18 protein-coding genes are annotated in these 18,548 nt (G+C 72.8%); 4 read left to right on the top strand and 14 right to left on the bottom strand.

Annotation, left to right across the window (positions count from 1 at the left end; genetic code table 11):
• The first annotated feature begins 53 nt into the window (after positions 1–53).
• Positions 54–953 (top strand): pyridoxamine 5'-phosphate oxidase family protein, encoded by a 900-nt coding sequence (locus tag ABD353_RS04570; RefSeq protein ID WP_344622148.1) that lies wholly within the window; start codon positions 54–56, stop codon positions 951–953.
• A 29-nt stretch (positions 954–982) separates the two neighbouring features.
• Entirely contained in the window at positions 983–2,053 is a 1,071-nt protein-coding gene (gene hisC / locus ABD353_RS04565; protein WP_344622147.1) for a histidinol-phosphate transaminase, read from the top strand.
• Between the two features lie 153 nt (positions 2,054–2,206).
• On the opposite strand, the gene aroA is transcribed toward hisC, so the two are convergent.
• From aroA to ABD353_RS04505, 12 genes are all read right to left on the bottom strand, one after another.
• Positions 2,207–3,445: a 3-phosphoshikimate 1-carboxyvinyltransferase gene (gene aroA, locus ABD353_RS04560; RefSeq protein ID WP_344622146.1), complete on the bottom strand. Its 1,239-nt coding sequence runs from the start codon at positions 3,443–3,445 to the stop codon at positions 2,207–2,209.
• The gene (locus ABD353_RS04555) at positions 3,442–3,912 is read right to left on the bottom strand and encodes a type II 3-dehydroquinate dehydratase (protein WP_344622145.1); all 471 of its coding nucleotides are present in this window, start codon (positions 3,910–3,912) and stop codon (positions 3,442–3,444) included. The genes aroA and ABD353_RS04555 overlap by 4 nt, the downstream gene beginning before the upstream one ends.
• 13 nt (positions 3,913–3,925) lie before the next feature.
• Positions 3,926–5,086, bottom strand: a complete 1,161-nt coding sequence (locus tag ABD353_RS04550; RefSeq protein WP_344622194.1) for a prephenate dehydrogenase — start codon at positions 5,084–5,086, stop codon at positions 3,926–3,928.
• Positions 5,086–5,460 (bottom strand): chorismate mutase, encoded by a 375-nt coding sequence (gene aroH, locus ABD353_RS04545; protein WP_344622144.1) that lies wholly within the window; start codon positions 5,458–5,460, stop codon positions 5,086–5,088. Before aroH ends, ABD353_RS04550 begins: the two co-directional genes overlap by 1 nt.
• A complete protein-coding gene (locus ABD353_RS04540; protein WP_344622143.1) occupies positions 5,460–6,854 on the bottom strand; it encodes a class II 3-deoxy-7-phosphoheptulonate synthase in 1,395 nt (464 codons plus the stop codon). Before ABD353_RS04540 ends, aroH begins: the two co-directional genes overlap by 1 nt.
• 185 nt (positions 6,855–7,039) lie before the next feature.
• A complete protein-coding gene (locus tag ABD353_RS04535; RefSeq protein WP_344622142.1) occupies positions 7,040–8,287 on the bottom strand; it encodes a multidrug effflux MFS transporter in 1,248 nt (415 codons plus the stop codon).
• A 128-nt stretch (positions 8,288–8,415) separates the two neighbouring features.
• Positions 8,416–9,054: an NAD(P)-dependent oxidoreductase gene (locus ABD353_RS04530; protein ID WP_344622141.1), complete on the bottom strand. Its 639-nt coding sequence runs from the start codon at positions 9,052–9,054 to the stop codon at positions 8,416–8,418.
• Between the two features lie 46 nt (positions 9,055–9,100).
• The gene (locus ABD353_RS04525; RefSeq protein ID WP_344622140.1) at positions 9,101–9,901 is read right to left on the bottom strand and encodes a class II aldolase/adducin family protein; all 801 of its coding nucleotides are present in this window, start codon (positions 9,899–9,901) and stop codon (positions 9,101–9,103) included.
• Between the two features lie 38 nt (positions 9,902–9,939).
• Positions 9,940–11,487, bottom strand: coding sequence for an FAD/NAD(P)-binding protein (locus tag ABD353_RS04520; RefSeq protein WP_344622139.1), 1,548 nt, complete (start codon positions 11,485–11,487; stop codon positions 9,940–9,942).
• A 160-nt stretch (positions 11,488–11,647) separates the two neighbouring features.
• Positions 11,648–12,682, bottom strand: a complete 1,035-nt coding sequence (locus tag ABD353_RS04515; protein WP_344622138.1) for a hypothetical protein — start codon at positions 12,680–12,682, stop codon at positions 11,648–11,650.
• A gap of 21 nt (positions 12,683–12,703) precedes the next feature.
• Positions 12,704–13,201 (bottom strand): flavin reductase family protein, encoded by a 498-nt coding sequence (locus ABD353_RS04510; protein WP_344622137.1) that lies wholly within the window; start codon positions 13,199–13,201, stop codon positions 12,704–12,706.
• Between the two features lie 27 nt (positions 13,202–13,228).
• Complete coding sequence (locus tag ABD353_RS04505) at positions 13,229–14,770, bottom strand: 4-hydroxyphenylacetate 3-hydroxylase family protein (RefSeq protein ID WP_344622136.1); 1,542 nt, start codon at positions 14,768–14,770, stop codon at positions 13,229–13,231.
• Positions 14,771–15,017: 247 nt separating this feature from the next.
• Here ABD353_RS04505 and ABD353_RS04500 point away from each other — a divergent pair, with 247 nt between their 5' ends.
• Positions 15,018–15,761 (top strand): CGNR zinc finger domain-containing protein, encoded by a 744-nt coding sequence (locus ABD353_RS04500; protein ID WP_344622135.1) that lies wholly within the window; start codon positions 15,018–15,020, stop codon positions 15,759–15,761.
• Between the two features lie 96 nt (positions 15,762–15,857).
• Here ABD353_RS04500 and fbaA read toward each other — a convergent pair whose 3' ends face one another.
• Positions 15,858–16,880: a class II fructose-bisphosphate aldolase gene (gene fbaA, locus ABD353_RS04495; protein ID WP_344622134.1), complete on the bottom strand. Its 1,023-nt coding sequence runs from the start codon at positions 16,878–16,880 to the stop codon at positions 15,858–15,860.
• A 282-nt stretch (positions 16,881–17,162) separates the two neighbouring features.
• Here fbaA and ABD353_RS04490 point away from each other — a divergent pair, with 282 nt between their 5' ends.
• Positions 17,163–17,873 carry a DedA family protein gene (locus tag ABD353_RS04490; RefSeq protein ID WP_344622133.1) on the top strand — a complete coding sequence of 237 codons (711 nt, stop codon included), beginning with the start codon at positions 17,163–17,165 and terminating at the stop codon, positions 17,871–17,873.
• A gap of 125 nt (positions 17,874–17,998) precedes the next feature.
• On the opposite strand, the gene pyrE is transcribed toward ABD353_RS04490, so the two are convergent.
• Positions 17,999–18,538 (bottom strand): orotate phosphoribosyltransferase, encoded by a 540-nt coding sequence (gene pyrE, locus ABD353_RS04485; protein WP_030274601.1) that lies wholly within the window; start codon positions 18,536–18,538, stop codon positions 17,999–18,001.
• Positions 18,539–18,548 lie beyond the last annotated feature (10 nt).

Here is an 18,548-nt window from a genome sequence, read left to right as displayed (position 1 = left end):
CGCGGCGAAGACGCGCCGCACCGGACGAACACCCGCACAGAGAGGGCCGACCCATGGTCAAGACGCCGTACCACGAGGGCGAGCAGGCGGTGCAGCAGCGGGCCGGCGAGGGCCACCCCGGCTGGGGCTCGCCGATGTTCGAGGCCGCGATCCCGCCGCCGTTCGACATGTTCCTGCGCCGCCAGCGGATGCTGGTGATCGGCGGTGTGGACGACGACGGCGCCGCCTGGTCCACCGTCCTGACCGGCCCGCGCGGCTTCGCCGGCGCCGTCGGCTCCCACACCATCCACGTCAAGGCCCTGCCGGTGGCCGGCGACCCGCTGGAGCACGTCTTCGACGACCAGCGCGACATCGGCATGCTCGCCATCGAGCCGCAGACCAGCCAGCGGATCCGGATCAACGGCGTCGCGCAGCGCGAGGGCGACATCCTCGTCGTCACCACCGAGCAGGTCCTCGGCAACTGCCCCAAGTACCTGCAGCAGCGGGTGCTGCGCCCCGACGCACCGCAGGCCGCCGCGCCGGCCGTGCGCCGCTCCACCGTGCTCGACGCCGACCAGCAGCGCTTGATCACCGGCGCCGACACCTTCTTCATCGCCAGCCGCGCCCCGCAGCACGGCGCCGACGCCTCGCACCGCGGCGGCGCGCCCGGCTTCGTCGAGGTCCCCGCGCCGAACAGGATCGTCTGGCCGGACTACTTCGGCAACTCCTTCTACATGACCCTCGGCAACCTCCAGCTCGACCCAGCCTGCGGCCTCACCTTCCTCGACTGGGAGGCCGGCCACGCCCTGCACGTCACCGGGAAGGCCCGGATCGACTGGGACGAGTCCCGCACCAAGGCCGTCCAGGGTGCCCTGCGGCTGGTCGAGTTCGACGTCGAGCAGGTGGTCGAGGTCCGTGACTTCACCACCCTGCGCTGGAAGTTCGCCGCCCCCTCGCCCTTCAACCCGACCTGATCGGGCCCCGACCGCAGGAGGTACCCGCCGTGAGCCGCTACGACGCCCCCCGGCTCAGAGCCGCGCTGGCCGCTGTCCCGGACTACGTCCCCGGCCGCTCCCCGCGCCAGGGCTGCGAGAACCTCAAACTCTCCTCCAACGAGAACCCCTACCCGCCGCTGCCCTCGGTCGTCGCCGCCGTCCGCGAACAGGCCGGCCGGATCAACCGCTACCCCGACCCGGCCTGCACCGCCCTCGCCGAGGCGCTCGCCGCCCGCCTCGACGTCCCCGCCGACCGGCTGGTCTTCGGTACCGGCTCGGTCGCCGTCGGCCGGCTGCTGGTCCGCGCCACCGCCGGACCGGGCGACGAAGTCCTGTACGCCTGGCGTTCGTTCGAGGCGTACCCGATCATGGCCGAGGTCTGCGGCGCCACCTCCGTCCGGGTGCCGCTGCTCGCCGACGAGCGCCACGACCTCGACGCCATGGCCGACGCGGTCACCGACCGCACCCGGCTGATCTTCCTCTGCACCCCCAACAACCCCACCGGCACCGTCGTCCGCCGCGCCGAACTGGAGCGCTTCCTCGACCGGGTGCCGAGCGACGTGACGGTCGTCCTCGACGAGGCCTACACCGAGTTCGTCCGCGACCCGGACGCCGCCGACGGCCTCGCGTTCCACCGCCGGCACGGCAACGTCGTGCTGCTGCGCACCTTCTCCAAGGCCTACGGCCTGGCCGGCCTGCGGATCGGCTACGCCGTCGCCCACCCCGAGGTGGCGGCCGTGCTCCGCAAGGTGGGGCTGCCGTTCGGCGTCAGCGGGCTCGCCCAGGACGCCGCACTGGCCTCGCTCGCCGCCGAGGACGAACTCCTCGACCGGGTCGAACTGCTGGTGAAGGAACGGGCCCGGGTCACCGCGGCGCTCCGGGAGAGCGGCTTCGACCTGCCGGACAGCGAGGCCAACTTCGTCTGGCTGCGGCTGGGCGGGCGCACCGCCGCGTTCACCGAGGCCTGTGCGGAACTCGGCGCCGTGGTCCGGCCGTACGGGACGGACGGCGTGCGGATCACGGTGGGGGAGCCGGAGGCCAACGACGTGGTCCTGCGGGCGGCTGCCGCCTGGCGGTGACGGACAAGGGGCGCGGGGAACTGCGCAGTCCGGGATGGGCGTCGGAACGAGTCAGGGCCGACCTGATCCGTCCGTGCGCCGCATCCGGATTGCGCAGTTCCCCGCGCCCCTGAGGTGCTCTCCGTCGTTCCCCGCGCCCCTGTGGGCTCTTCGTCAGGCGAAGAGGCGGGCGAATTCGGTGTGGAACTCGGGGAAGGTCTTGTCGACGCAGGACGGGTCGTCCAGCACGATGCCCGGCACCCGCAGGCCCAGGACGGAGAAGGACATCGCGATCCGGTGGTCGCGGTGACAGTCGACGAGGCCGCCGGAGACCGGTCCGGGGTGCACGGTGAGCCGGTCCGGGCCCTCCGTCACCTCGACGCCGAGCCGCCGCAGGTTGCCGGCGACGGCGGCGATCCGGTCGGACTCCTTGAACCGGGCGTGCCGGATGCCGGTGACGGTGATCGGCCCGTCCGCGAGCGGTGCGACGGCCGCCAGCGTCATGAAGGTGTCGGAGATGTCGCCCATGTCGACCTCGAAGCCGCCGCGCAGCCGCCCCGTCCCGGTCACGGTGGTCCCGTCCTCGCCGATCTCCACCTCGGCGCCGGCCCGCCGCAGCACCTCGACGAACCGCAGGTCGCCCTGGAGGCTGTCGCGGCCGAGTCCCGGCACGGTGACCGACCGGCCGGTCACCGCCGCCGCCGCGAACACGTACGAGGCGGTGGAGGCGTCCGGCTCGATCCGCAGGTCGGTGGCCCGGTAGTCGCCGGTGACCCGCAGCCGGCCGTCCGGCCCCTCCGCCACGTCGGCGCCGAAGCGGCGCATCAGCGCCACCGTCATGTCGATGTAGGGGCGGCTCACCAGGCCCGCCGCGTGCACGGTGAGCGGGCTGCGCATCAGCGGGGCGGACAGCAGCAGACCGGTCAGGTACTGGCTGCTGCTGGTGGAGTCGAGGGCGATCTCGCCGCCCTGCAGTCCGGTGGTGCGGACGGCCAGTGGCAGCCGGCCGCCGGGCCCGGCCGTCACTTCGGCGCCGAGCCGCACCAGGGCGTCGACCAGCGGGCCGAGCGGGCGGGCCCGGAGCTGCTCGGTGCCGTCCACCTCGAAGCGGCCGAAGCCGGCCGCGGCGAGCACCGGCAGGAAGCGGGCGGCGGTGCCGGCGTCCTCGCACCAGATGCGGGCGCGGCCGTGCGGGCCGCGGCCGGTGCCGTGCACGACCCAGTCGCCGTCCTGCTCGTCCACCCGCACGCCGAGCGCCTCCAGCGCCCGGCGGAAGGCGACGGTGTCGGCGCTGACCAGCGGTGCCCCGAGCCGGCTCGGGCCGAGCGCGGCCGCGGCCAGCAGCAGCGCCCGGTTGGTGATGCTCTTGGAGCCCGGGATGCGGGCGATCGCCCCTCGGGCGGCGGTGGTCACGCGATGGCTCCTCGGGGTTCCGGACGGGCGCCCGCCCCGGCGAGGCGGGCGACGGCGTGCAGCGCGAGCCGGTAGGAGTCCGTCCCGAGGCCGGTCACCGCGCCGTCGACCACGTCGGACAGCACGGAGACCCGGCGGAACGGCTCGCGCGCGTACGGGTTGCACAGGTGTACCTCGATCGCCGGGGCACGGCGCAGCGCGAGCGCGTCCCGCACCGGGTACGAGCAGTGCGTGAACGCGGCCGGGTTGAGCACCAGCGGGGCCGCCTCCTCGGCGACCCGGTGCAGCCAGCCGACCAGTTCCGCCTCGCTGTCGGTCTGCAGCACGACGGCCCGCAGGCCGAGCTCGGCGGCGGTCTCCTGGCAGACCCGGACGAGTTCCGGGTAGGCGGCGCGGCCGTCCCGGCCCGGCTCGGTCAGACCGAGCCGGGCCAGGTTAGGGCCGTTGAGCACGTAGACCAGCGTCACTGCTGCTCCTTCGTCAGCTCGGCACGGAGACGCGGTCCGCGGTGCTGCGGTCCCGGTCCTCGGCGCCGGCGGCGCGGTTCGCGTAGACCGGGCGGATCCGCTGCACCGTCCAGTTGGCGGCCAGCAGCCGGTCGGCGAGCAGGCCGGCCGCGTCGGTGGCGACCACCAGTTCAACCAGACCGCTCGGGCGGCCGGTGGAGTGGTCGATCGACACGTCCTCGATGTTGACGCCAGTGTCCTGGACGGCGGCGAAGAGCCGGGCCAGTTCGCCGGGCCGGTCGCCGATGACCACCGGCACCAGCGCGCCGCCCGCCGTACCGGGCTTGCCGGGCAGCCGGGCCCGGCCGGCGTTGCCGCGGCCGAGCAGGTCGATGACCCGGGTCATCTCCTCGGCCCGCTTGGCCGCGTCGACCTCGGCGAGGCCGCGCAGCGCCCGCACGGTGGTCGCCAGGTCGTCGGCGAGTTCGCTGAGCACGTCGGCGACGGCGGTGGCGTTGGACTCCAGGATGTCGCCCCACAGCCCGGGGTCGCCGCCGGCGATCCGGGTCATGTCGCGCACCCCCTGGCCGGCCAGCCGGGACGCCTCCTCGGGGGCGTTCTCCAGCCGGGCGGCCATCAGCGCGGCGACCACGTGCGGCGCGTGCGAGACGAGTGCCACCGCCCGGTCGTGCGCGTCGCTCTCCATCACCACCGGCACCGCGCCGCACATGGCGACCATGGCGAGCGCCCGGTTGAGCGTCTCCCGGGAGGTCATCTCGCAGGCGGTCAGCACCCAGGTGCGGCCCTCGAAGAGGTTGGCGCAGGCGGCGAGCGGCCCGGACCGCTCACGGCCGGCCATCGGGTGGCCGCCGACGAACAGGGACGGGTCCGGGGCGCCGCCGAGCACCGCCCGCTCGGTCTCGTGCTTGACGCTCGCCACGTCGGTGTAGGCGTGGGCGAGGCCGCGGGCCTGGTGGTCGGCCAGCACCCGGCCGACCGCGCTCGGCGGCACCGCGATCACCGCGATGTCCACCGGCTCGTCCGGCGGGCAGTCCACCCCGCCGCCGAGCGCGACGGCGGTGCGGACGGCGTCCCGGTCGGTGTCGAGCAGGTGCACCAGCACCCCGCGGCGGCTCAGTGCGAGCGCCACCGAGGTGCCGATCAGTCCGGCCCCGACCACCGCGGCGGTACGGATCACCGGGCACCCGCCATCGGCTGCGCCAGGTCGGGGCGCAGGGCCCGGGCGCCGCCGAGGTACACGTGCCGGACGCGGTCGCGGGGCAGCGGGGTCTCGGCGGTGACCAGCACCCGGACGGTGCGCGGCAGGCCGCCGTCGACGTCCATCTCCTGGGCGCACATCAGCGGCACGTCGGTCAGGCCGAGGTCGCGGGCGGCGCGGGCGGGGAAGCCGCTGCGCAGGTCGGGGGTGGCGGTGAAGAGGATCGAGACCAGGTCGTCGGGGACGAGCGAGTTCGCCTCGATGATCTCCTGGAGCAGCAGGCGGGTGGCGTCCATGACCTCGACCGGGTCGTCCCGGTCGACCTGGATCGCCCCGCGGACGGCGCGCATCAGCGCACCGCCTGGACGGTCCGGACGCCTGCGGCGGTGCCGCGGCCCCGGTACATCTCGGCGACCAGGAAGGCCAGGTCGAGCGACTGGCTGCGGTTGAGCCGCGGGTCGCAGGCCGACTCGTACCGCTGGTGGAGGTCCTCGGCGACCAGGGCGTGGCCGCCGCCGACGCACTCGGTGACGTCGTCGCCGGTGATCTCGACGTGGATGCCGCCCGGGTGGGTGCCCAGCGAGCGGTGCACCTCGAAGAAGCCGGCGACCTCGTCCAGCACCGCGTCGAAGCTGCGGGTCTTGTGGCCGGTGGAGGCGGTGAAGGTGTTGCCGTGCATCGGGTCGCAGACCCAGGCGACCTGGGCGCCCTCGGCGGTGACCTTCTCGACCAGCCGCGGCAGCAGGTCGCGGATCTTCTCCGCACCCATCCGGGTGATGAAGGTGAGCCGGCCGGGGACGCGCTTCGGGTCGAGCCGGTCGATCAGGCTGAGCGCCTCGTCCGCGGTGGTGGTCGGGCCGAGCTTGACGCCGATCGGGTTGTTCACCTTGGAGGCGAACTCCAGGTGGGCTCCGTCCAGTTGGCGGGTGCGCTCGCCGATCCACAGCATGTGGGCGGAGACGTCGTAGCGGTCGTTGGACCGGCTGTCGAGGCGGGACATCGCGCACTCGTAGTCCAGGATCAGCGCTTCGTGGCTGGTGTAGAACTCGGTGCGGTGCAGCTCGGTCGGGTCGACGCCGCAGGCCCGCATGAACGAGAGGGCGGAGTCGATCTCCTCGGCGAGCCGCTCGTAGCGCTGGCCGGCCGGCGAGGTGCGGACGAAGTCCTGGTTCCAGGAGTGCACTTCGCGCAGGTCGGCGTAGCCGCCGGAGATGAACGCGCGGACGAGGTTGAGGGTCGCGGCGGAGGAGTTGTACATCCGCAGCAGCCGCTGCGGGTCGGGCACCCGGGCCTCGGCGGTGAACGCCAGCCCGTTGACCGAGTCGCCGCGGTAGGTCGGCAGGGTGACGCCGTCCCGGGTCTCGGTGGGCTGCGAACGCGGCTTGGAGTACTGGCCGGCGATCCGGCCGACCTTGACCACCGGCACCGAGGCGCCGAAGGTCAGCACGGCGGCCATCTGCAGCATGGTCTTCAGCTTGGAGCGGATCTGCCCGGCGGAGACGCCGTCGAAGGTCTCCGCGCAGTCGCCGCCCTGCAGCAGGAAGGCCTCGCCGCGGGCCACGGCGGCCAGTCGGGCGGTCAGGTTGTCGCACTCCCCGGCGAACACCAGCGGCGGGTAGGTGCGCAGTTCGTCGCAGACCCGCTCCAGGGCATCGGGGTCCGGCCAGTCCGGCTGCTGGGCCGCGGGCAGGGTCCGCCAGGACTCCTCCCGGGACAGGACGTCGGTCGAGGTTGCGAACGGCATAACGATCTCCGGCTCGTGAAATGGGACGCGGTGCGGCAGAGCGTGCGAGGCGATCGGGGCGCAACGCCCGTACTTCAGTGGTTCCGGGGGAGCGGGGGCTTGCACGGTGGAGCGGGTGGTGCGGGTGGTGCGGGGGAGAGCGAGGGGCCGCCCCGCCGGGACGGGCCCGGCGGGGCGGCGGAGGATCAGGCGTGTGCGGCCTGCTCCGAGCGGGCGGCCGCCCCGGCCGCCGGGGCCGGCGCGGCCGCGGCGCGGGTCAGCGCGGCGAAGGAGAGCAGCGCGCCGCTGCCGAGCACCGCGATGACGATGCCCATCGGCACGGCCGTGCCCTCGCCGGCCAGGCCCACCAGCGGCACCACGGCGGCGCCGATGATGTGCTGGGACAGGCCGAGCAGGGCCGCCGCGGAGCCGGCCGAGTCGCCGTGCTCCTGCAGGGCGAGCGCGGTCGCGGTCGGCATGACCAGGCCGACGCTGGAGACCACCACGAACAGCGCGACCAGCAGCGGCACCAGGCCGCCGTCGGCGAGCACCGTGACGAGCAGGCCGAGGCCGCCCACCGCGGAGCCGGTCAGGCCGATCGCGAGCAGCGGACGCGGGCCGGTGCGGTGCACGATCCGGCCGCAGATCTGCGCGCAGACCACCAGGCCGGCCGCGTTGACCGCGAACACCGCGCTGAAGCCCTGCGGGGACATGCCGTGGATGTCCTGCAGCACGAACGGCGAACCCGCGATGTATGCGAACATCGCCGCGAAGGCGAGGCCGCAGGCCAGGTTGTAGCCGACGAAGACGCGGTCGGAGAGCAGCCGGCGGAAGACCGGGCCGGTCGCCTTCAGGCCGCCGGTGCGCCGCCGCTCCACCGGGTGGGTCTCCGGCAGGCCGACGGCGACCACGACGAGCAGCAGCGCGCCGAGGACGCCGAGCAGGGTGAAGACGCCGTGCCAGGAGGTGAAGCGCAGCAGCTGACCGCCGGCCACCGGGGCGAGCACCGGCGCCAGGCCGGTGATCAGCATCAGCAGCGCGAAGTACTTGGCGGCCGCGGCGCCCTCGTGCTTGTCGCGGACGACCGCGGCGGCGATCACGATGCCGACCGCGCCGCCGAGGCCCTGGATCGCGCGCAGCGCGACCAGCAGCCAGATGTTCGGTGCGACGGCGCACAGCAGCGCGGCCACGGTGTAGACGCCGAGGCCCCACAGCAGCGGCTTGCGGCGGCCGGCGGCGTCCGAGATCGGGCCGGCGAAGAGCTGGCCGAGGCCGAGGCCGAGCAGGCAGGCGGTGAGGCTGAGCTGGCCGGCCGAGGCGCTCGCGTGCAGGTCGTGGGTGAGGTCGGGCAGACCGGGCAGGTAGGTGTCGTTGGACAGCGGACCCAGTGCGGTGAGTGCGCCCAGGATGGCGACGACCGCGCCGCCGCCCTTGGCCCTGGCGGTGGATGACATGGTTTCGGGTTCCCTCCGGAGTGGTGGCGCGCCCGGTGGCCGGCGGGGGCCGGCGGCCGGGCGGGCCGGTGGTGCTGATGCGGGGTGCGGACCGTCGGGTGGGGCCGTCGGTCCGCCGGTACGCGGTGTCAGTACGCGACGGAGACCCTGGTCCGCAGGGCCCGTCCGCCTTCGAGCTGGTCGACGAAGGCGACCGCGTAGTCCGGGATGCTGATCCGGGACCGGCCGTCGGCGTCGACCAGCAGGTCGTCGCCGCTCAGCCGGTAGGCCCCGGTGCGCTCGCCGGGCTCGATCAGCTTGGCCGGCGAGATGTACGTCCAGTCGAGGTCGTCGACCTCGCGGTAGCGGCCGAGCGCCTCGATCTGGGCGAGGGCGTTGGCCTTCCACAGCTCCGGGAAGTGGGGGTCGTCCACGACGCGGGTGCCGTCGGGGGTGCGCAGGCTGCCGGCGCCGCCGAGCACCACCAGGCGCTTCACGCCGGCCTTGCGCAGGCCGGCGACGAGGCCGCCGGTGGCGCCGAGGAGGATCGTCCGGTCGTCGTCCGCGCCGATCCGGGGGCCGACGGCGGAGGCGACCGCGTCGTGGCCCCGGACGAGCTCGGCCACCTGCTCGGCGTCGGCGACGTCACCGGCGACGAGCGGGACGGCCGAGCCCGCGCCGGTGCCGCCGGAGCGGGTCACCCCGGTGACCTCGTGGCCGCGGGCGACGAGCTCCTCGGCGATCGCGGCGCCGATGTTCCCGGTCGCTCCGAACAGCAGAACCTTCATGACCACTCCTCGTGTGGCAGGGGTGTGCGGTGTGCCCGACGGGTCGTCACTCGTCGAGCAGGTCGGGCTGCTCGTGGACGATCTCGTCCCAGAGCAGCTGGAAGCTGAAGCGGCCCAGCTGGGCGTCGCCGAAGCCGGCGCCCGCGGAGAGGGCCTGCTCGTGGCTGAAGCTCTTCGGGGTGCCCGCGGCGAGCGCGAGCAGCTGGACCTCGGCGCAGCTGTCGAAGGTGAAGAACCAGTGCACGGCCTCCTCCAGCGAGCCGCCGACCGTGATCAGGCCGTGGTGCTGGAGCAGGATCGCCCGGTTGTCGCCGAGCTTCTGCGCGATGTCCTTGCCCTGTTCGACGGCGACCGAGGGGCCCTCGTACTCGGTGTAGAGCACCTGCTTGCCGTAGAAGGCAGCGGACTCCTGGTCGATCGGCTCCAGCAGCCGGCCGAGCGCGCCGAGCGCCCGCGAGTGGGCGGTGTGGCCGTGCGCGGCCGCCTCGGCGTCCGGGTTCATGTCGTGGATCGCGGAGTGGATGACGAAGGCACTCGGGTTGACCTTGTGCCGGCCCTCCACCACCGTGCCGTCGGAGTCGACCAGGATCAGGTCGCCGACGGTGACCCGCTTGAACGAGACGCCGAACGGGTTGACCCAGAAGTGCCCGGGCAGCTCGGGGTCGCGGACCGATATGTGGCCCGATATGCCCTCGCCGAAGCCGTACTTGCCGAACAGCCGCAGTGCGGCGGTGAGCCGCTGCTTGCGGTACCGGCGCTCCTCGGCGGCGGTGGCGAACCGCGCGTCGCCGGGCAGCGGCAGGCCGGTGGCGGTGTCCGCCAGGTAGCTCGGGGTGGTCGTGGTCACGGGGGTGCTCTCCTTGGCTCTGGACTCGGGGCGCCGGGTCAGGCGCTCTGCAGGACGCGCTCGGCGCGCAGGCCGGCGATCCGCTGGGAGTGCGCGAGGACGGCACGGACGATGTCCTGGCTCCGGTCCACCAGCGAGGGGATACCGAAGGTGAAGAACAGCGTCCCGGCCGCGATGTTGCCGAGCGCGTACCAGCGCGGTTCGGGCCGGCCCTCGACGGCGAGCCGGCTGGTGGCGCGGGCTATGTGCAGGCCGCCGTGCGGGTGGCGGTCGGCGAGCCGGTTGCGGGTGAGCGAGTTGACCAGCGGGGCCGCACCGACGGGGATCTTGCCCTCGGAGGCGTTGACGGCGTTGATCACCACGTCGGCCCGGAAGGCGTCCTGCTCGGAGGTCTCGACGGTGTAGCCGCCCTCGGGGCCGGCCGCGATGTCCTGCAGGCCGGAGACGATCTGCAGCTGGCCCTCGTCGGCGAGCCGCAGCAGCTCGGTGGCGCTGCTCGGCGGCATCGGGCAGCAGAGGCTCATGATCGTCCGGTAGTGGGTGCGCAGCAGCTCGACCTTGTCGCGCTCGGAGAGCAGCGGCCAGATGTCCGGGCCGGTGTCCGGCACCGCGCGCTGCAGGATCCGCAGGCCCAGGTCGGGGGAGTCCACCTCGGAGAGCTGGCGGCGCAGCCGCTCGACCGGGTGCTCGCGGTGCGCGCCGGTGATCTCCTCGATCACCGCGGTCAGGTCGGCGCCGGCCTCGGCGAACTCCTTGCCGATCAGGTCGGCGATCTCCTGGAGGCGCAGGCTGGTCTGACGGCGGGACAGCCGCTGCATCTTCTCCGGGGTGACGTGCCTCAGGTCGAAGTGGACCGGCTTCTGCCGGACGCCGGGCAGCATGCCGCGCCGGGAGAGCAGGCTGATCCGGCCGCGGTGCCCGCGGGAGGCGAGCGAGATGATGATGTCGACGGCGGTCAGGCCGCTGCCGATCACGGCGACGTGCTGGTCCGGGGCGACGGACTGCAGCTTCTGGGTGATCGGGTACGGGTCACCGATGAAGTTCCCGCTGCCGGTGAGCCCGTACACGTCCTTGGGGCTGTCGCCGCCGACGCAGAGCACCGCGTAGTCGAAGGCGCGCACCCGGCCCTCGTTGGTGCGCAGCATCGCGCGGCCGGCCGCCAGGTTGGCGGAGGTGACGGACTCGCTCACCAGGTCGATCCGCCAGCCGCGCAGGCGCAGCTTGGCGAGGGCGGCGTGCGCGGTCTGCTCCAGGTACTCCCCGTACTCGGTGCGCGGAGCGAAGCGGGCGCCGGCCCTGGGGTCGAGGCCGGTGGTGCCCTCGGGCAGGCCGAGGATCCGGTCCCGGGTCATGAGCCACCGCTCGAAGTGCCGGTCGTCGCCGGCCCGGACCGACATGTCGTCGGGGGTCGCGTTGACCTTCACCGTGGTGGTGTCGGACTGGTACGCCCGGCCGCGCCACAGGTGCGGCGACGGCTCGAAGACCGTGAGGTTGCCGGGCGCGGTGTCGCGTTGGGCGAGGGCGTCGATCAGGCAGACCGCCGAGGCCCCGCCTCCGATGACTGCGAGTGAGATCGCCGATGACATGTCAGATTCCTGCCACTCGTGGATGTCCGGCGCCGTCCATGCGCTGTCTCCTCCGCGTATCCGAACGGCCTGTGGGTGCGGCCCGGCACCGGGGGTGGGGATGGCCCCCGGTGCCGGGCTCCGGGGGCAGGGCGGGGGAGGGCCCTGCCTGGTCGATGGCTCAGCTGTGCTGGTAGTTCTCCATCGAGACGGTGTAGTCGCCGCGGTTGGCGCGGTACTTGATGCAGTAGTCCTTCGGGTACCAGCCGGCCACCTGCCAGGCCTGCGGCTGCTTGATCGGGAAGCACCCGCTCTGGTTGGCGCCGGTGGCCAGGCCTTCGAGGTAGGCCTTGGTGATCATCGGCTCCAGGAAGCTGATCTTCGCGTCGTAGGCGCCGTAGATGAACGTCTGGGTGAACGTCTGGCCGTGCCACTCGGGGGAGCTCTGGTCGATCAGGTGGTTGCCCATCGCGACCTCGGCCACCCCGTTGTCTATGTAGCCGGAGGGCATGTACTGCGACGGGATCGGCTTGGTCGCCGTGGCGAAGTCGTCGCAGTTGATCGCCAGCGCGCACGGGCCGGGGCGGATCGCGTCCCGCTCGGCCTTCGGCTGGACGTAGAAGTGGAAGTCGAAGTGCGGGAGGTCGTAGATGCCCGCGGGGCCGTGGCCCATGGTGTTGTAGTTCAGCAGCGCCCACTTGTACGGGATGTCGGGCGTGTTGGTGAGCGCGGTGGGCAGGTCGAGCGGACGCTCGTGGCCGCCCATGCACTCGGTGTGCTCGTCGATGACGCCGTTGCCGTTGATGTCGTAGCAGTGGTGCTGGTCCGTCATCGTGGTCGGCAGGTTCTGCAGCATCGTCTTCGGGAAGACGAAGCCCATCGAGATCGGCTTGCCGTTCGGCTCCTGCTGGGCGTAGGTGCGCACGTTGCCGTTGCCCAGGGCGCTCGGCGTGCCGTACGAGGCGCACGGCCCCAGGTACGACGGGGTCGCCTGCAGCACCGGGTCGACGGCCACCTTGGGCAGGGTGACGGTGAACTCGGCGGTGGTGCTGGTGTTCCCGGTCAGACAGACCTTCACCGGGGTGGTGTCCACCGCCGTACCCGCCGCGCTCGCCGAGCCGGCGGCCGGCGCGAACAGGGCGGCGGTGCCGAGCAGGGCGGCCGCGGCGGAGGAGGCGATGAGGGGTCTCTGGAACGCGTTCTTCTTCGTGCTCATGGTGCTGCGATCTCCGTTGTCTCAGGAACGGGTGAGTTCGAGGGTGTGGAATCCGCCCTGGAGGAAGATGAGCGGAGCGGTGGAGTCGGCGGCGCCGAGCCGCACGACCTCGCCGATCACCATCACGTGGTCGCCGATCACCAGCTCGTCGCGGTAGGCGACCTCCATCCAGCCGGCCGCGTCGAGCAGCAGCACGCCGGTGGCGTCGCCGAAGCTGTGGGCGGCCTCGGACAGCGAGACCTGGCGCGACTCCGGGTCCTTGGCGAAGGCGCGGGCGTGGCTCTCGGACTCGCCGTCCAGGATCGAGACGCCCCACACGCCGGCGGTCCGCAGGTCCGCGAGGAACCGCGAGTCGTGCCGGAAGCAGAGCGTGATGATCGCCGGGTCGAGCGAGACCGAGGTGAGCGAGTTGACCGTGATGGCGTCGTGCCGCCGGCCGTCGGCGCCGTCCGTGTAGGTGCTGACGACGCAGACCCCGGTGGCGAAGTGACGCATGACGCTGCGTAGATCGTGGTTCATTACCGCCTCCTGTGAGCGGAGGCCGGGTCAGTCGGTCTCGGCCCAGCGGCCGCTGCGCCAGCCGTCCAGGTCGTAGTCGTCCATGGCCTTCTGCACGAAGTCGCCGTACTGGTCGAGCAGTCCGGCCGCGCGGGTCCAGTTCAGGGTGTCCAGGCGGACCTGGTCCGGGCCGCCCGCGTAGTTGAGCTCGTACAGCTCGTGGCGGGCGCCGAACTCCGAACCGACCGCGTCCCAGGCCATCTTGAAGAGCTTGGCGCGCTCCTCCGCGGTGGTGCCGGAGCCGCGGTAGTAGCGGTCGAACAGCGGGCGCAGCTCCGGGTTCTGGAGGTCCTTGTGGCTGGACGGCGTCATCAGCAGCGCGCCCGCCAGGTGCTCCTCGAAGAACTTGTGGGTGCGGTCCCAGCTGATCGGGGCGAGCGCCCGGTAGCCGGCCGAGTAGTCCATCCGCGGCAGGACGGTGCCGCCCTCGGCGGGCTCCGGGTCCATCGCCATCGCGGTGGTGACGGCCCAGGTCTGGTGGCGCCAGGCGAGCAGCTCGCCGAGGCCGGCCTGGACGCCGCGGAACTTGTCGGTGCCGTTGAGGCGGGTGCCGCGGTCCAGGACGCCCGCCATGAACTCCAGCTTCACGGCCATCCGGATCGCGCCCTGGAAGAAGCCGCGGGAGAGCAGGCCCGAACGCGGGAAGTACTGGTGGATCTTCTCGGTGTCCCGGTAGATCAGGACGTTCTCCCACGGGATGAACGCCTTGTCGAAGACCAGCACCGCGTCGTTCTCGTCGAACCGGCTGGAGAGCGGGTTGTCGAACGGGCTGTTGGCCTTCTTCTCGTACGACGGGCGGCAGATCACCTTCATGCCCGGCGTGTTCAGCGGCGCCATGAAGGCCAGCGCCATGTCCTCGGCCTTGCCCTTCTCCAGGTTGGCGAGGTGGATCTGGCCGACGAAGGCGACGTGGGTCAGCGCGGAGGCGGTGGCCATCAGCTTGGCGCCCTCGACCACGATGCCGTCGTCGCGCTCCTCGACGACCTTCAGGTAGACGTCCGGGATGTCGTGCGCGGCCTTGTGGCGGTCGACCGGCGGGTTGACGATCGCGTGGCTGATCGCCAGCGCCTGGCGGGCGTACTTCTCGTACCAGGCGCGGGCGTTGTCGCCGAACGGCTCGTAGAAGGAGTGGGTGACGGCCAGGCCGGCCATGAAGGAGGCCTTGTAGTCCGGGGTGCGGTTCATGAAGCCGTAGCTCAGGCGCGCCCAGTGCTCGATGGCGTCACGGGCCTTGACCAGGTCGTCCGCCGTGTGGGCCGGAGTGAAGAACCGGTGGACCCGGGCGCCGGTGTACCGGTCGACCGTGGTCATCATGTCCTTGGTGTCCGGGTGGTGCAGCGCGTCGTACAGGTGCGCCATCGAGCGGGCGGCGTTGCGGAACGCCGGGTGCTCGGTCACGTCCTTGACCAGCTCGCCGTCGATGTACACCTGGCGCCCGTCACGCAGGCTCTCCAGGTACGTGTCGCCGTTCAGCAGGTCGTTGGGCGCCTCGGCGCCCGGCTGTGCCAGGTCTGATTCGGCCTGAGCCATCGTGCTTCACTCTCCCCATCGGGCGTTCGGATCTGCGTGTCCGGGTCTGGCACATCCGAAGCTAGAAAAGATTCCCGTGGGTCAGTTATGAGGCCGCGCACGGCCTCTGGCCGTTGCGCGCACACCGGGCGCCCACCCGTTCCGGCGCGCCCGGCCCGGCGCCAGACTGGCCCGGTGCCGCCGCACTGCCCGCGCAGTGCCGCCCGGGGACGGGGGAGAGCGGCCCGACACCGGCCGAGGGAGCACGATGCGCGCACACGGCACACCGCTGACCACCCTGGCGGACGCCCGGGTCACCCTGCTCGACCTCGCCCTCGGCGTCCCCGGCCCGGACCGACGCTGGCACGGCCCGGCCGGCACCGCCGGCGGCCGCAGCCCGGACCCGGCCGACCGCCGTCCACTGCTCGGCGAACCCCTCGCCCTCGACCTGCTCAACACCCGCTGGGACGCCCCGGCCGGCACCCGCGACCTGCTCGACGACCTGGACGGCTACCGGATCTGGCTCTCCTCCGCGGGCCTCGCCGGCCTCTGCCCCGCCGACGGCGCCGCGCTCTCCGCGACCCGGCACACCCGCGAGGCGCTGCAGGCCACCCTCAGCCCCCCGTACGACCAGCGCCGGCCCGGCCGGGCGCCCGCCGACCCGGACGCCGTCCGCGAGGTCGACCGGCTGCTCGGCCGCGGCGCCCTGCGCTACCGGCTCACCGCCGACGGGCCCGCCACCACCGTCGAGGTCGACGACCCGGCCTGGCTGGCCGGCTGGCTCGCCCTCGACGACTACCTCCAGCTGCTCGGCACCGCCCCCGAGCGGATCCGCAGCTGCGCCGGACCGCACCGGCTGCCGCTCTGGTTCCTCGACACCTCGCGCAACGGCATGCGGCGCTGGTGCTCGATGGCCGAGTGCGGCAACCGCGCCAAGGCCGCCCGGCACTACCGGCGGCTGCGCGCCGAACAGCCCGCCGCCCGCGGCGGCGCCCGGGTCGCCGTCGGCTGACCCGCCGCGGACGCACGACGGGCGTGGCCGTGGCCCCGGGGAGTCGACTCCCCGGGGCCACGGCCGTCCCACGCGTCCTCGCGGACGCGGTGCGCCCTACTTGATGCGGTTGCCCGCCGAGCGCAGCTGCTGCGCCGCCTCGAGCACGCGGGAGGCCATGCCGGCCTCGGCCAGCTTGCCCCAGGTGCGCGGGTCGTAGGTGTTCTTCTTACCGACCTCGCCGTCGACCTTCAGCACGCCGTCGTAGTTGCGGAACATGTGGTCCACGACCGGGCGGGTGAAGGCGTACTGGGTGTCGGTGTCCAGGTTCATCTTCACGACGCCGTTCTCCAGCGCGGTGGCGATCTCCTCGGCGGTCGAGCCCGAGCCGCCGTGGAAGACGAAGTCGAACGGGTCGGCCTTGCCGTACTGCTTGCCGATCTCGGCCTGGAGCTCCGCGAGCAGCTCCGGCTTCAGCACGACGTTGCCCGGCTTGTACACGCCGTGCACGTTGCCGAAGGAGGCGGCCAGCAGGTAGCGGCCCTTCTCGCCCAGGCCGAGCGCCTCGGCGGTGCGCACCGCGTCGTTGACCGTGGTGTACAGCTCGTCGTTGATCTCGTGCGAGACGCCGTCCTCCTCGCCGCCGGTCGGGGTGATCTCGACCTCGAGGATGATCTTCGCGGCGGCGGCCTGGGCGAGCAGCTCCTGCGCGATCGCCAGGTTGTCGGCCAGGGTCTCGGCCGAGCCGTCCCACATGTGCGACTGGAACAGCGGGTTCAGGCCCTTGGCCACGCGCTCGGCGGAGACCGCCAGCAGCGGGCGGACGTAGCCGTCCAGCTTGTCCTTCGGGCAGTGGTCGGTGTGCAGCGCGACCGTGACGTCGTACTTCGCGGCCACGATGTGCGCGAACTCGGCCAGCGCGACGGCGCCGGTCACCATGTCCTTGTTGTGCTGGCCGCCCAGGAACTCCGCACCACCGGTGGAGATCTGGATGATGCCGTCGCTCTCGGCCTCGGCGAAGCCGCGCAGCGCGGCGTGCAGGGTCTGGGACGAGGTCACGTTGATGGCCGGGTAGGCGAACTTGCCCGCCTTGGCCCGGTCCAGCATCTCGTTGTAGACCTCGGGAGTTGCGATGGGCATGCGAATTCGCTCCTGTCGGTGTGGGGCGATCGAACGACGCTGTCCGATGCTCTTACGCCTCTGGCTCACGGCGTGCTTCGCGGTACGAGAAGAGGGTGGTCCTCGACCGCAGGCCGGACACCGGGGCCATCTTCCCAGACTCACCCTCCGCGGTCACCCACGGCCCGCCAGTCGGGACGCGAACGGCGCCTACGCGCCAGTAGCCCCACGGGTGCGCCCGGACGGGCCCACCGGCCACCGCTCCTTAAGCCGTCTTCAACAGCAGGGCGCTATCCTGCGCGCGTGGACTACAACCAGCTCGCCGTCAATCTCCTCGACGCCAAATCGCTGATCTCGTCGCTGGGCGCCATCGGCCTGCTCGCGATCATCTTCGCCGAGACCGGCCTGCTGGTCGGGTTCTTCTTCCCCGGTGACTCGCTGCTGATCCTCGCGGGTGTGGCCGCCTCCGGCGCGGCCTCCTCGGTGCTCGGCGAGGGCGCCAGGCTGCCGATCGCCCTGCTGCTGATCGGGGCGCCGCTCTGTGCCATCGCCGGTGCGCAGCTCGGCCACTTCATCGGGGCCAAGCTCGGCCCCCGGATGTTCGACAAACCCGAGTCGAAGATCTTCCGCCGCGAGTACGTGGTGAAGGCCGAGTACTACTTCGAGAAGTTCGGCCCGGCCAAGGCCGTGGTGATGGCCCGCTTCATCCCGATCGTGCGGACCTTCCTCAACCCGGTCGCCGGCACCCTGGAGATGCCGGCCCGGACCTTCTTCGTCTGGAACGCCGTCGGCGCCGTGCTGTGGACCGAGTCCATGCTGCTGATCGGCTACTTCTTCGGCGACGCTATGGCTCCGGTGATCGACAAGTACCTGATCCCCGCGATGGCGCTGATCATCCTGATCTCGATCTCCCCGATCATCATCGAGGTGATCCGCGAGCGCCGGAAGAAGAAGGCCGGCGGCGACGTCCCGGCGGCGGAGCCGGTCAGCACCGGCCGCCACCGCAAGAACTGACGGGCCCCTGCCCGCCCCGGACACGGCAACGGCCGGTGTGACACGTGGTTTCACGTGAAACACCGGCCGTCACCGTTTCCGGCCCCCGTACCGGCCCGATCCGGGCGGCACGGGGCCGTACGGGCTCAGAGGCCCAGGTCGTCCAGGGTGTAGGCGGTCACGTACGGCAGGCCGGTCTCCGCGATCGCCGGGGCCGCGCCGCGCTCCACGATCACCGCGACGCCGACCACCTCGGCGCCCGCCTCGCGCAGCGCCTCCACGGCGGTGAGCACCGAGCCGCCGGTGGTGGAGGTGTCCTCGACCGCCAGCACCCGGCGGCCCTTCACGTCCGGGCCCTCGATCCGGCGCTGCAGGCCGTGCGCCTTGCCCGCCTTGCGGACCACGAACGCGTCCAGCTTCCGGCCGCGGGCGGCGGCGGCGTGCAGCATCGCGGTCGCCACCGGGTCGGCGCCCAGGGTCAGGCCGCCGACCGCGTCGAACTCGAGGTCCGCCGCGGCGTCCAGCATCACCCGGCCGACCAGCGGCGCCGCCTCGGCGTCCAGCGTGATCCGGCGCAGGTCGACGTAGTAGTCGGCCTCCAGCCCGGAGGAGAGGGTGACCTTGCCGTGCACGACGGCCTTGTCCTTGATCTGCGCCAGCAGGGCGTCGCGGTCCTCAGTGCTCATGAGCAGCCAG

Origin of the sequence: Kitasatospora arboriphila (genome assembly GCF_039528095.1) — a bacterium.
In the GTDB taxonomy this organism is placed as follows: Bacteria; Actinomycetota; Actinomycetes; order Streptomycetales; family Streptomycetaceae; genus Kitasatospora; species Kitasatospora arboriphila.
This window is presented reverse-complemented; position numbering and strand designations above follow the sequence as displayed.